The following is a 12,621-nucleotide window of genomic DNA, read 5'->3' on the forward strand; positions in this document are numbered from 1 at the left end:
ACCGGGTGCGAGTGGGGCCGGACGCCGGCCTGATGCCCCGGGCCGCCGGACTGCCGGGCCTGGTGCCGGCCGGACGCGAGGCCGGCTTCCCCGGTGCCCAGGTGGAGGTGGCGGTCTTCCGCTCCGGAGCCCTGAACCTCGAGCCGCTCCGCCCGTGACCTCACCGGGCATTCCAGGTGAGGTCAGGTTCGGGTCCAGCGTTGGTTGGCGCCGCCGTTGCAGGACCAGGTGGAGAGTCTGGTGCCGTTGGCCGTGGCGTTGTTGGGTACATCCAGGCATCTGTTCATACCGAGGGCGGTGATGGTGCCGTCGGGGTTGAACCTCCACTTCTGGTTGGCCTGCCCGTTGCAGTCCCAGATCACCACACTGGTGAGGCCGGCCGGGCTCTGGTACACGTCCAGGCACTTGTTGCCGTACACCCGCAGCTCACCCGTGCCGGTCGGCGTCCACTGCTGGTTGGTCTGCCCGTTGCAGTCCCAGAGCTGCACCTGGGCGCCGTTGGCCTGTGAGACGCCGCTCACGTCGAGACACCTGCCCGAGCCGACCCCCCTGATCGCGCTCCCGGCAGGAGGCGTGGGGGACGGGGACGGGTTCCCGCCGCCGTCGAGGCCGAGGAACGTGATGGCGTGGGGGAACATGCCGTCCAGCGGCAGGGAGTGACCGTAGCCCGCGAAGCTGAACGCCTCGACGGGAGCCTGGGGCGTGGTGGCGCCGTACCGGGTCCGGGTCACACCCGATCGGGGGCTGTCGGTGAACGTCGCGGTCTGGCCCAATCCGTGCAGGTTGGTCCACTGCTTGATCGCTTCGCCGAAGTTGGGGTAGGCGAGTGTGGTGTCGGTGCCGCCGTGCCACAGTTGCATCCGGGGATAGCGGCCGGTGTATCCGGGATACATCGCCCGTGCCTGGTCACCCCACTGCTGCGCGGACTTGATGAGGTTCCCGCCGGAGCACTGGCTGTTCCACAGCGACCCGTTGGCGGTGGCGAAGCACCCGGCGGGGACGCCGGAGAACGCCGCGGCGGCCGTGAACACGTCCGGGTACTGTGCGGCGAGCACGTTGGTCATCATCGCACCGGAGGAGAAGCCGCTGACCACGATGCGGGCGGGGTCGACGTTGTAGCGCTGCCGGGCCCACGCGGCCATGGACATGATTCCGGTGGAGTCGCCGCCGCCGTCGCGTCTGAGCGCGGCGGGGGTGGAGACGTCGAAGCAGCGCCCCTCGCGGGTGGCCTCGGGAACCACGATGATGTACCCGTACCGGTCCGCCGCGGTCACGTAGTCACGCCCGACGCCGTTGAAGACCCCGCCGGCCGTGCCGGTGCAGTAGTGGACCATGACCAGCATCGCCGGCCGTGCCGCGACCCTGTCCGGCACGTAGATGTACATGTTCAGGTTCGTCGGGTTGTTGCCGAAGCCGGTCACCTGGGTCAGCGACGCGGCCGCGGCGGGCCGGACCGCCAGGAGCAGGCTCGCGATCATCAGGGGTAACGCGGCGACCGCCAGTATGGCCCTGAGCCTTCGTCTCATGTCGTGTCCTTTCGATTGCCGGAAGCCTCCAAGCACGCAGGCTCCCGATGTCAACAGGTGGATTCGGCGTGGGGGAGCGGTCCGTGTTCTCACGAGCCACCTGGAGATCCGGATGATCGCGGGGGACGACACCTCGCGGGATCGACGCCGCGTCCCGTCATCGGGAACACACACCACTCGGGCGTCGTGGTCGACGGCCCCTGCCGCGCACCACCGACTTGGCATAGGGGCCGTCTCGGGGACTCAGTGTGGAAACTATTACAAAATGTGTCAAGCTCATTCAGGAAGGTTCTGTCTCATCGCTTGATACACATGTTGCACGCCTGCTTCAACGTCTGCCGGGTCCTTGAAAGTCGTGGTTTCGCCATCCGGGATGAAATGTCGGCCGTGAAATTTTCATCACATCGCCCCGGCACGCTCGGTGCGGCGACCCGTGAAACACCAGATGAGCCGTCTCCGGCTCCCACCCCTGCCCGCCTCGTCGTGTTTCAGGCTCTTGACAGCCTCTCCCCGCCTCGTGTTTGCTCCGCTCCACCACCACAATCGTTCGGCGCGGCAAGAAGCCGCAACCGGCAGAAAATGTTAACGCTCACATCTCTCTGCCCCTCGAAAAGACATGCTCGGCGACCGTGAATCCCGGACAGACACCACATCCGCGATTCACCCTCACGGTCGACGACCTCTTGACAGGAGGATTCTCCGCACGGCGAGAACTTCAGATCAGCCTGATACATCGGACCTCGCAGCCCTGTGACCGGCGAGCACCCGCGATGTGCCCGAGCCGCCGCTTCCGCCGCCACATGACATTCGTTTACAGACCGTCAGCGCTACACGAGCTGTCAGCAGTAACTGCTCTCAGCTTCCGGAAAGAGGTTGAGCATGCGTAGGTGGAGACGGTGGTTCACCGCGGCGTTCCTGGCTGTGACCATGGTCGCGCTGGGCGCGGTGACGCGGACGAGCGTCGCCGGCGCGGAGTCCAACGGCGGCGTGCGGGTCATGCCGCTGGGCGACTCGATCACCGAGGGCACCCAGGTGCCGGGCGGATACCGCATCGGCCTGTGGCAGCGGCTGGCCTCCGGCCGGTACACGGTGGATTTCGTCGGGTCGCAGTTCAACGGGCCGGCCGCCCTGGGTGACCACGACCACCAGGGGCACCCCGGCTGGCGCATCGACCAGATCGACGCGAACATCGCCGGCTGGGCGCGGACCTACAATCCGCGCACGGTGCTGCTGCACATCGGCACCAACGACATACTGCAGAACTACAACGTGGCCGGCGCGCCCCAGCGGTTGTCCACCCTGATCGACCGCATAACCGCGACCGTGCCGGACGCGGACGTGTTCGTCGCCACCATCATCCCGCTGTCGTCGGCGAGCCAGGAGGCCGCCGCCCGCACCTTCAACGCGGCCATCCCCGGCATCGTGCAGAACAAGGTGAACAGCGGCAAGCGCGTCCATCTGGTCGACATGCACAGCAAGCTGACCACGTCCGACCTGATCGACGGCATCCACCCCACCGCCGGCGGCTACGACAAGATGGCCGCCGCCTGGTACGCGGCACTCCAGTCGGTCTCCGGCAGCATCGGCCAGCCCGGCGTCCCCAGCCCGACGCCCTCGTCCGCGCCGATGAGCGCGATCCGCGGCGCGGGTTCTGGCAGATGCCTGGACGTCGCCAACGTCTCGCAGGCCAACGGCACCCCGGTGCAGATCTGGGACTGCAACGGGCAGGTCAACCAGCGCTGGACGCAGACCGACGCGGGTGAGCTGCGAGTGTACGGTAACAAGTGCCTGGACGTGTCCAACCTGGGCACCGCCGACGGCACCCAGGTGCAGATCTGGGACTGCAACGGCCAAAGCAACCAGAAGTGGCGCTTCAACAGTGACGGAAGCATCACCGCGCTCGGCGCAGGCAAGTGCCTGGACGCACCCAGCTACTCCACCGCCAACGGTGTCAAACTCCAGATCTGGTCCTGCAGCGGCGCCCTCAACCAGCGCTGGACCCGCGTCTGATCCGCACCCCTGGCGCATGGGCCTGTTCATCGTGAGGGCGACCAGAGCCTGGTTAAAAGCCTCTTCTGGATCAGGGGCTCCCGGCCGCCGGCCACGGTGTCGGACCGCCGCCTCATTCGTGGCTCTCGGCCCCGCGGTGGCCTCGTGCCGGGCCTCTGGCCTGCCCGTCACGCAGGATGAGAGCCGCCGCGAGCAGGGAGAGCACGCAGGCGGACCAGAAGACGGCGGGCAGGCCGGCCAGGGTGGCGAGCAGGCCGGCGGTGGCGGCGCCCAGGGGCATGGCGCCCATGCCGATCAGGCGGCAGGTGGCGTTCACCCGGCCGAGCAGCCCCTCGGGGATGAGCCGCTGGCGCAGCGAGACGGAGACGACGTTGGTGACGGCGTTGGCCGCGCCGATGCCCGCCGCGGCGGGGAAGACCGCCAGGGGAGAGGGCAGGAGAAGGGGCACCACCAGCAGCAGCGCGTTGAGCAGTGTGACGCCCACCAGGGCGCCGTTCTCGCCGGTCAGGCGGGTGAGTGAGCCGGAGAGCACCGAACCGGCCAGCGCGCCGGCGGCCAGGGTCGCCGCCAGCAGGCCGTACTGGGCGGGGGTGAGACCCACCCGGGAGCCGTCGCCGGTCACCCAGAGCACGAAGACCGCGAAGTAGGCGCCGTAGGCGAGGTTGAGCACGCCGGAGTAGGCGGCCAGGGCACGCAGAGCGCGGTGTCCCCACAGGTGGCGCATGCCGTCGGCGATGTCGGCGCGCAGCGCCTGGGCGGGGGCGGCCTCCGGGCGGAACCGGCCGCGCATGCCGAGCAGCAGCAGCGCGCCGGCCGCGTACAGCAGGGCGGCCGTGCCGAACACGGCGGTGGTGGCGACGCCGACCAGCAGGCCCGCGAGCGGGGCGCCGAGGAAGTGGTTGCCGAGGGTCTGGGTGGCGATGAGCCGCCCGTTGGCCGCGCCCAGCCGGTCGCCGGCCACGGTCATCGGCAGCGCCGACTGGGCCGAGGTGTCGGCGAACACCTCGGCGGCGCCGGCCAGCAGCACCGCCGCCACCAGCACCGGCAGGCTCAGCAGGTCCAGCCAGGCGGCGACGGCCGTCGCGGCCAGTACGGCGGCGCGGGACCAGCCCGCCAGGACCATGATCCGGCGCCGGTCCAGGCGGTCGGCGATCGCGCCCGCGTGCAGGGCCAGCAGCAGCCAGGGCAGCGTCGTCGCGGCGCTGACCAGCGCCACCTGCGCCGGTGAGCGAGTGAGGGAGACCGCGAGCAGGGGGACGCCGACGAGCAGGACGCCGTCGGCCAGGTTCGACAGGCCGGACGCCGCCCACAGGTGATGAAACGGGCGCCCCAGCCCCGGACGGCCCGTGTTTCCCCCGGCCCGCTGTTTCGGCGCTTCGTCCGCCGTGCTGCTCGTCGCCTGTCGTTCCGCGGGCCGGTCCCGGTCAGAGAGGTCCGTCGCTCCTCGTCGTTCCGTCGGCTCGTCCTCGGCGGTGGCCGCCGCCCGCTGTGCCGACGTGCTGTTCCCGTCCGTTCGCATGGTTTCCCCGCCCCGGTTGGTTCTCATCGGCCGGTGGGGGCGAGCAGATCGGCGAAGACCCCGATCGCCCGGTCGACGGCGTCGGTGCTGACCCCCGCGTGGGTCACCGCCCGGATCCGCCCGTGCCCCAGCTCCTCCACCCGGACGCCTCTGCGCCGGGCGGCGGCGATGAACGACCGGGTGGTGTAGCGCTCGTCACGGACCCGGAAGAACACCATGTTCGTGATCGGCGGGCCGGGGTTCAGCCGTACGCCGGGCAGCCGTGCCAGTCCGCGGGCGAGGCGGGCGGCCTTCTCGTGGTCCTCGGCCAGCCTGCCGGTCATCTCGGTGAGGGCGATGATGCCGCAGGCCGCGATCATGCCCGCCTGCCGCATGCCACCGCCGAGCATCTTCCGCATCCGCCTGGCCTGGGCGATGATCGCCCGATCGCCCACCAGCACCGATCCGATCGGCGCGCACAGGCCCTTGGACAGGCAGATCTGCACGGTGTCGGCGTAGAAGGCGATCTCCGCGGGGGTGATGCCCAGCGCGACCGAGGCGTTGAAGATGCGCGCCCCGTCCAGATGCAGCGCCACACCGTGCGAGCGGGTCAGCTGGGCCACCTCGGCGAGGTAGTCGAGCTGGAGCGGCAGGCCGCCGCACCGGTTCTGCGGCGTCTCCAGGCTGACCAGCGCCGGAGGGGCGATCTGCGGGTCGGTGCGGTCGACGGTGCACGCCTCGGCGATGTCCTCCAGGCTGATCGTCCCGTCGGGCAGGTTGGCGAGCGGCTCGTAGACGATGCCGCCGCACATCGAGGCACCCCCGGCCTCGTAGACGTACAGGTCGGACTCGTGGCCGACGATCGCCTTGCCGCCGCGCGGGCAGTGCGCGAGCAGCGCGGCGAGGTTGGCCATGGTACCGCTCGGCATCAGGCAGCCCGCGGCCTTGCCGAGCAGGTTGGCCGCCAGCCGTTCCAGCTTGGCCACCGTCGGGTCCTCGCCGTAGACGTCGTCGCCCAGCGGCGCGTTCGCGGCGGCCTCCAGCATCGCGGGGGTGGGCAGCGTGAAGGTGTCGCTGCGTAGCTCGATCTCGCCGCCGTCGTTCTCTCCGGCGACCAGGTGGGGGGTGTCCAGCACGCTCGTCATGGGATTTCCAATCGGGGGAGTTCCGGGTACGGAGGCAGGGGCCGCTCGGGAAAGCCGGTGAACGCCCGGAAGCCGAGGACGGACAGGGACAGCCAGGGACGACCGGGGGCGGACGTTCAGGAGAACGAGGTCCGGTACTCCTGGCGGGGGATCTCGATCGGCGGAAACTCGTGGAACAGCACCGGCCGCAGGTGGCCGAGCGCGGTCTTCAGCGTCTCGTCCAGCTCGCGATGGCCGGGCGCGTGCGCGATCACATAGCCCAGCCGGTCATAGCTGCTGCGGGCCGGCCGCACCTCGGAACCCCGCGGCGCGGTGACGGCCACCGTGTCGACACCCGGCACGGCACCGGCCTCCCGCATCCCGGCCACCTCCCGCAGGACGGTCCTCCCCCGCCCGGCCACGGCGTGGTCGGGGGGCAGCAGGAAGGCGATCCCCGCCGGGGCGAACCGCTCGGGCAGCGGCAACTGGTCCAGGCCGACCGCGGCCCGCAGGTGGGCGTCGAGCAGGTCGAAGCCACCCGCCCGCGCGATGACCTCGGGGATCATGCCCCCCGCGGGGCGGGCGTTGATCTCCACCACGTACGCATGGCCGTCGATGAGTTTCATCTCGATGTGGGCGGCACCGTGGGTGACACCGACGGCGGCCAGCGCGCGAAACGCGGTCTCGACGAGGATTCGGGTCTCGTCCGCCGGAAGCGGCGCGGGGAAGACGTGCCCGCGCTCCACGAAGTGCGGCGGCGCCGTCACCCGTTTGGCGGTGACGCCGACACAGCGGTGCGACCCGCCGGAGCCGACCGTCTCGACGCTGTACTCGGGGCCTGCCAGATAGCCCTCGATCAGCGCGGTCCTCGCGGTGGCCTGGCCCCGTACGTTGACGGCGGCCGAGGTGATCCGGCGGCAGTGGGCCGCCACCTCCCCGGGCGTGTGACAGAGCACCACGCTCAGCGAGCCGGTGTCGTCGACGGGCTTGACGACGCAGGGCAGCGCGATCCGCGACAGCGCGACCACGACCCGGGCGTCGATGTCGTCGTGGGGGCCGACCAGTTCGAAGGCGGGGGAGGGCAGCCGGGCCGCGGCCAGGATCCGGCGGGTCCGCCCCTTGTCCCGGCAGGCGGCCACGGCCTCCGGCGGGCTGCCGGGCAGCCCGAGGTCGGCGGCCAGCCGGGCGACCGCGACGGTGTAGAACTCACTGGTCGTGGTGACCCCGGCGATCTTTCCCAGGGCGCGGCGCAGCTCTGTCGCCAGGGTGGCGGGAGAGTCCGTGTCGCAGGTGACGACCCGCACTCCGGTGGCCGCCAGCCCGGTGTAGCGGGACGGGTCGGCGGTGGCCAGTACCGGGGTGAACCCCAGCGCGGCGGCCCTGGCGAAGGCCAGCATCCCGGAGCCGGTGGTGTTGGACTCGACGAAGACGAGGACGGGGTTCATGCGTACTCCCAGGCCGGGTGGAGCGTCGCGTAGGACCAGCTCACGGCGGTGTCGGTGAGCTGGATCGGTTCGGGGGCGAGCGGCGGGCGAAGGTCGGTCAGGCCGTGCGCAGCCCGGTAGGCGGCGCTGTAGATGGTGTTGACGTACCGGTCGCCCCGGTCGGGGAAGATCACCACCACCGACACGTCCGGGTCGAGCCGCGAGCCGAGCCAGCGCGCCACCTGGTAGGCGGAGCCGGAGCTGTTGCCCGCGAAGACCTTCTCGTGCGAGGCGAGCTCCAGGGTGGCGGCGAAGGCCTCCCGGTCCGACAGCCAGTGGACCTCGTCGATGACCGAGAAGTCGACGTTGGCCGGGACCAGGCTGTTGCCCAGTCCGCTCTGCAACCGCTTCGGCACGTCGGGCTGGCCGAAGATGGCGCTGCCGACGGCGTCCACGGCGACCACCCGCAGCGCGGGGTTGGTCCGGCGCAGCGCCCGCGCCGTCCCGCACAGCGAGCCGCCGCTGCCCACCGCGCCCACCAGCACGTCGACCCGGCCGATCTCCGAGATCACCTCCTCGGCGAGGCGGTCGTAGGCGGCGGGGTTGGCCGGGTTGTCGTACTGCCTGGGCCAGAACGCGCCGGGGTTGGCGGCCAGCACGGCTCGCAGCCGCTCCAGCCTGGCACTCTGCCAGCCGTTGCCGGTCATGGCGGGCACGATGTCCAGGGTGGCGCCCAGCGCCTCCAGTTTGGCCATGGTGATCGGGTCGATCCGTGGGTCGGTGACGATGTGCACCTGGTGGCCGAGGTACGTGCCGACCAGCGCGACCCCCATGGCCAGGGTGCCCGAGGAGCTCTCCACGATCAGGCCGCCGTCGGCCAGCACCCCCTCGGCCCTGGCGGTCAGGATCGCCTGCCGGGCGACGCGGTCCTTCATTCCGTACGGGTTGGCCAGCTCCAGCTTCGCGTGGACGGTCGCCCCGCCGGTCGCGCGCAGGCGCATCAGCGGAGTACGGCCGATGGCGTCGATGGCATCAGTTCTGAGTGTCATGTCCGGCTTGTGCTCCTACAGACGATGAGGGGCCGCCCCAGCCGCTCCAGTTCCGTGAGGGCGCGGGCCAGCCGGGGACCGTGCTCGGGATCGTGCCGGGCCAGCAGGATGCCCAGGCAGGTACCGCTGTGACCGACGACCGTGCCGAGCCCGCCGACGTCGTGGCAGATCTCCTCCACCGCCGCCAGGTGGGGTTTGGGGTTGAAGGTCTGGAACAGCCGTGCGCTGGCGGTGGCGACCTGGCCCACGGCGGTCAGGTCGTGGTCACGTACGGCGCGGGTGAGCTGGTCGAGCAGCTCGCCGTAGCGCACCGCCCAGTGAGCGGGGATCGGCTTTCTCGACCGGTTGAAGGCGACGGTGTCGACGCTCTCCCCGTCGTCGATTCCGGCGATGGTCAGCTGGGGGAGCGTGCCCATCCGCCGGTGCAACCGCACCTGCCGGTGGAAGAACGCGGTGATTCCCGGATGCATGACCCCGTCGGACGGCTCGATCTCGGCCATCATCTGTTTCAGCAGCCGGTTGGGGAGCTTGAGGCGGAAGGCCGAGTCCACCGCGCGCGCGGTGGCGACCAGGTCGGCGGTGGAGCTGGCCATGCCCTTGCCCTCGGGGAGCGCGCTGTTGAGCATCAGCCAGCCGCCGGTGTGCACCCCGTAGTGGGACATGATCCCGGTGGCGAGGCGCCGTGCCTTGTTCTTGTGCGGCGGTGAGACGATCACCTGGTCCAGCTGGGGGTCGGGTTCGAAGGCGGCCTCCACGTACAGGTCGACGGGGAAGGTCACCAGGAAGTCCGTACCGGATCCCAGGATCCCCTGCAGCAGTTCGCCGAAGGTGCCGGGGGCGCGTCCCCGGCCGACCCCTCCGCTGCGGCCGTCGCTCTCCCGGATCGGCATCTGGATGGTCATGTCAGCTCGCCCGCCTTCGTGCCGGTGGTGTGCTCCCAGGCGTCTCGCAGCCATCGGGACCGCTCTGCGGCTCCCTGGTCGACGGCGGCCAGCCGGTCGCCGACCTGCTCCAGGAGGAGAAGGACCTGCTCGGGGCGGGTCGAGCCGGCGGTCTGCCTGCGCCACACGCCCGCCTCCGGATCCAGCAGCTCGCGTACCTCGTCCTCGGTGAGGGCCAGGGTGAAGCCGAGTCGTTCGCCCGCGGCGGCCAGGTCCGCCGCCGAGAGCAGGTCGGGGGTGAGGGTGCCTGAGGGGCCGAGCCGCTCCAGGGCGGCCGAGATCCACGCACCGACGAGCACCTGCGCGTCCCTGGCCGGCACGCGGTGCTCCAGGGTGAGGTGGTTGGCGACGGTCGAGGCGGCCATCAGCTCGTCCCGCACCACCCGGCGGGCCCGCTCCGGGTGGAACCGCACGTCCGTGACCACCCGTTCGAACAGCGCCAGCATCGTGTGGCAGGTCGCGAAGAGGTCCTCCAGGAAGCGGGTGCTCTCCTTGGAGACCTCCACGAGGTTGGTGTAGCCGGTGTTGCGCTGGCCGATCATGAGGTCGTACGAGAGCCCGACCAGGTGGCCGCTCATCCCGCGGACCCGTTCCAGGATCGGGAAGTTGCGCTTGTGCGGCATCGCCGAGGAGATGCCGGCGAGCTCGTCCGGCAGGTCGATGAAGCGGCAGCTCGACCCGCTCCACCAGATCAGGTCGGTCAGGAAGCGGCTCAGCGTGGTGCCGAGCACCGACAGCTCCCCGGCCGTGCGCAGCACCCAGGCGCGGGAGGCGACCGAGGTCAGCGCGTGCGGCTGCGGGCCGTCGAAACCCAGTGCGACCGCGATTCGCCCCCGGTCCCACGGCAGCTCCAGACCGGCCATCGCCCCGGCGCCCAGCGGGCAGAGGTTGACCGCGTCGAACAGCGCCTGCAGTGACTCGGCGGCACCGGTAACCGCCTCGGCGAGCGCGGCCAGGTAGAAGCCGAAGGTCATGGTCTGCGCGGTCTGGTGCTGGGTGTACCCCGGCATGACCGACTCGGTGTGCCCGGCCGCGGTCTCCAGTGCGGCGCGGGCCAGCCGGCTCACCGCGGCCACGGTCTCCAGCAGACGTTCCCTGCCGAGCATGAGCTGGGCGCACGCCTGGATGTCGTTGCGGCTGCGGTCGACGTGCCAGGCGTGCGCGCGCTCGGGTACGTGCGCCTGGACGCACCGCTCCAGGGCGAACAGCGGATCCGACATGGCCGCCGCACGCTCGGCGCCGACCTGCTCGGGCGTCAGGTCCAGTACCGCCCGGCGGATCCGCTCGGCCGCGTCCCGGTCGAGCAGTCCCATGCGGGCGTACTCACCGGTGTGGGTCAGCTCGATCCAGCGGTAGTGCCGCAGCAGGGTGCGCGTCTCCCAGTCGAACCGCTGGGTCAGGACCGCGTCGTCCAGTAGCGGCGCCGGGCCCCGTCGTATCCGTCCTGTCGGAAGCATGCATCTCACGCTGCCAGCGCGTATGGGGGGTGACCAGGAGGAATGACCGGCGATATCGGGGCGATATCCGACGATAGTCGGCATTTCCTACGTTGACGGCATCTGGTCGTCACCGGGAGGATTCACGTGAGGTCTGCACTGTTGTCCGACAGCCTGGGATTCGCTCAGCTACTGCGCACCCATCGCGACAAGGCGCGGCTGACCCAGGAGGAGCTGGCCGAACGCGCCCGCCTGAGCGTGCGCACGCTGCGCGACCTTGAGCGGGGCCGCACCCGCTACCCGCACCGTACCTCGGTGCGCCGCCTGGCAGCCGCCCTTGAACTGACCGGTGAGGACCGGGTGACCTTCGAGGCGGCGCCGCCCCGCTCGCTCGGCGCCCCCGCCGTGGCACCGCCTCCGGAGTGGGGCCTGCCCTCGGTGAGCGGCACCGTCGCGCTGAGCCGGCTCCCGCTGCTGCGGGAGGTCGAGGAGGTGGTGTCGGTCGCCTCAGGTGGCGGGGAACCCGCGCTGGTGACCGTCACGGGCCCGGCCGGAGTCGGCAAGACGACCCTCGCCGTCCAGTGCGCCCACGTGCTGCGCCAGCGGATGGCGCTGGACGTGCTCTTCCTCGACCTCGGCCGGGACCGGCGCGACCCCGGCGGGCTGCGCGCCGCCGTGCGGCTGGCGCGCATCGATCGCATGACCTCCCCGGCCTCGGGCGGGCGGTGCCTGCTGCTGGTCGACGACGCCGACGGCGCGCGGGACGCCGACCGCCTGCCGCCGCTGCTGACGCTCGGCTTCACCGCCGTCGTCGTCACCGGCAGGGAACCGCTCGTGGGGCTCGCCCCGTCCAGGCACCTCACCCTCGCGCGTCTGAGGTGAGACGGTGACGAACAGCTCGACCACGGATATCCGGGTTCTGATCTGCTATTCGGAGAGGCTGCTGCGTACGGCGCTGTGCTCGATCCTCGCGGCCGAACCGGGGCTGCGCGTCGTGGGGGACGCCGGCGACGGATTCGAGGCGGTCTCCAAGGCCCGCGGCCTGCGGCCCGACGTGGCACTCGTCGACGAGCGGCTCACCGGACTCGACGGCATCCAGGTCACCGAGCGGCTCCGCGCCGACTCGCTGGCCGGTCCGGTGCGAAGCGTCATCCTGACCGAGCAGCCGGAGACCATGTTCGACGCGGTACGCGCCGGAGCCCGTGGCTTCCTGCTGCGCTCCAGCGACCAGGACGAGCTGGTGGGGGCGATCAGGGCGATCGCCCGGGGTGAGGCGTTCTTCGCGCCGCAGGTCGCCAGCAGCTTCCTGCGACGGTTCGAGAACGGGCTGCCCTACCGCCCGCCCGAGGCCGTCAAGTCGCTCACCGAGCGCGAGCACGAGGTGCTGGTCCTGGTCGCCGACGGGCTGAACAACACCGAGATCGCGAGCAGGCTGTACGTGAGCCAGGCGACCGTCAAGTTCCACGTCTCCAACCTGCTGTGCAAGCTCAACCTCCGCGACCGCCTGCAGATGGCCGTCTTCGCGCACAAGGCAGGAGTCGTGTGACCCGCCCGCCGCGCCGGGCACGGGGCGGCGGGCACGGGGCGGATGGCCCGACCGCGCGGTCGGGCGG

11 protein-coding genes are annotated in these 12,621 nt (G+C 71.1%); 4 read left to right on the top strand and 7 right to left on the bottom strand.

Annotated elements, in window-relative coordinates; genetic code table 11:
• The first annotated feature begins 5 nt into the window (after positions 1-5).
• Positions 6-158, top strand: a complete 153-nt coding sequence (locus ACFQVD_RS07215) for a hypothetical protein (RefSeq protein WP_343976966.1) — start codon at positions 6-8, stop codon at positions 156-158.
• 24 nt (positions 159-182) lie between these two features.
• Here the strand turns inward: ACFQVD_RS07215 and ACFQVD_RS07220 are convergent, their stop codons facing one another.
• Complete coding sequence (locus tag ACFQVD_RS07220) at positions 183-1,526, bottom strand: extracellular catalytic domain type 1 short-chain-length polyhydroxyalkanoate depolymerase (RefSeq protein ID WP_343976963.1); 1,344 nt, start codon at positions 1,524-1,526, stop codon at positions 183-185.
• A gap of 879 nt (positions 1,527-2,405) precedes the next feature.
• On the opposite strand from ACFQVD_RS07220, the gene ACFQVD_RS07225 reads away from it, so the two are divergent.
• Positions 2,406-3,536 (top strand): ricin-type beta-trefoil lectin domain protein, encoded by a 1,131-nt coding sequence (locus tag ACFQVD_RS07225; RefSeq protein WP_343976960.1) that lies wholly within the window; start codon positions 2,406-2,408, stop codon positions 3,534-3,536.
• A 112-nt stretch (positions 3,537-3,648) separates the two neighbouring features.
• On the opposite strand, the gene ACFQVD_RS07230 is transcribed toward ACFQVD_RS07225, so the two are convergent.
• From ACFQVD_RS07230 to ACFQVD_RS07255, 6 genes are all read right to left on the bottom strand, one after another.
• Positions 3,649-5,055 carry an MFS transporter gene (locus tag ACFQVD_RS07230; protein WP_386270686.1) on the bottom strand — a complete coding sequence of 469 codons (1,407 nt, stop codon included), beginning with the start codon at positions 5,053-5,055 and terminating at the stop codon, positions 3,649-3,651.
• A 23-nt stretch (positions 5,056-5,078) separates the two neighbouring features.
• Positions 5,079-6,179, bottom strand: a complete 1,101-nt coding sequence (locus ACFQVD_RS07235; protein WP_343976954.1) for a GntG family PLP-dependent aldolase — start codon at positions 6,177-6,179, stop codon at positions 5,079-5,081.
• 116 nt (positions 6,180-6,295) lie between these two features.
• Positions 6,296-7,603 carry an ATP-grasp domain-containing protein gene (locus tag ACFQVD_RS07240; protein ID WP_343976951.1) on the bottom strand — a complete coding sequence of 436 codons (1,308 nt, stop codon included), beginning with the start codon at positions 7,601-7,603 and terminating at the stop codon, positions 6,296-6,298.
• The gene (locus ACFQVD_RS07245; protein WP_343976948.1) at positions 7,600-8,631 is read right to left on the bottom strand and encodes a PLP-dependent cysteine synthase family protein; all 1,032 of its coding nucleotides are present in this window, start codon (positions 8,629-8,631) and stop codon (positions 7,600-7,602) included. Before ACFQVD_RS07245 ends, ACFQVD_RS07240 begins: the two co-directional genes overlap by 4 nt.
• Entirely contained in the window at positions 8,628-9,533 is a 906-nt protein-coding gene (locus ACFQVD_RS07250; protein WP_343976945.1) for a GHMP family kinase ATP-binding protein, read from the bottom strand. Before ACFQVD_RS07250 ends, ACFQVD_RS07245 begins: the two co-directional genes overlap by 4 nt.
• The gene (locus ACFQVD_RS07255) at positions 9,530-11,029 is read right to left on the bottom strand and encodes an argininosuccinate lyase (protein ID WP_343976942.1); all 1,500 of its coding nucleotides are present in this window, start codon (positions 11,027-11,029) and stop codon (positions 9,530-9,532) included. Before ACFQVD_RS07255 ends, ACFQVD_RS07250 begins: the two co-directional genes overlap by 4 nt.
• A gap of 126 nt (positions 11,030-11,155) precedes the next feature.
• Here ACFQVD_RS07255 and ACFQVD_RS07260 point away from each other — a divergent pair, with 126 nt between their 5' ends.
• Positions 11,156-11,890, top strand: coding sequence for a helix-turn-helix domain-containing protein (locus ACFQVD_RS07260; protein WP_343976939.1), 735 nt, complete (start codon positions 11,156-11,158; stop codon positions 11,888-11,890).
• 4 nt (positions 11,891-11,894) lie between these two features.
• Positions 11,895-12,554, top strand: coding sequence for a response regulator transcription factor (locus ACFQVD_RS07265; protein WP_343976936.1), 660 nt, complete (start codon positions 11,895-11,897; stop codon positions 12,552-12,554).
• Positions 12,555-12,621: the final 67 nt, after the last annotated feature.

The organism is Streptosporangium amethystogenes subsp. fukuiense (assembly GCF_042665875.1).
GTDB classification, from domain to species: Bacteria; Actinomycetota; Actinomycetes; order Streptosporangiales; family Streptosporangiaceae; genus Streptosporangium; species Streptosporangium fukuiense.

Bases quoted from the DNA above. Each gene is read 5' to 3' on its own strand.
- ACFQVD_RS07255 (WP_343976942.1), bottom strand. From the start codon at position 11,029: ATGCTTCCGACAGGACGGATACGACGGGGCCCGGCGCCGCTACTGGAC.
- ACFQVD_RS07240 (WP_343976951.1), bottom strand. From the start codon at position 7,603: ATGAACCCCGTCCTCGTCTTCGTCGAGTCCAACACCACCGGCTCCGGG.
- ACFQVD_RS07230 (WP_386270686.1), bottom strand. From the start codon at position 5,055: ATGCGAACGGACGGGAACAGCACGTCGGCACAGCGGGCGGCGGCCACC.
- ACFQVD_RS07245 (WP_343976948.1), bottom strand. From the start codon at position 8,631: ATGACACTCAGAACTGATGCCATCGACGCCATCGGCCGTACTCCGCTG.
- ACFQVD_RS07220 (WP_343976963.1), bottom strand. From the start codon at position 1,526: ATGAGACGAAGGCTCAGGGCCATACTGGCGGTCGCCGCGTTACCCCTG.
- ACFQVD_RS07225 (WP_343976960.1), top strand. From the start codon at position 2,406: ATGCGTAGGTGGAGACGGTGGTTCACCGCGGCGTTCCTGGCTGTGACC.
- ACFQVD_RS07235 (WP_343976954.1), bottom strand. From the start codon at position 6,179: ATGACGAGCGTGCTGGACACCCCCCACCTGGTCGCCGGAGAGAACGAC.
- ACFQVD_RS07250 (WP_343976945.1), bottom strand. From the start codon at position 9,533: ATGACCATCCAGATGCCGATCCGGGAGAGCGACGGCCGCAGCGGAGGG.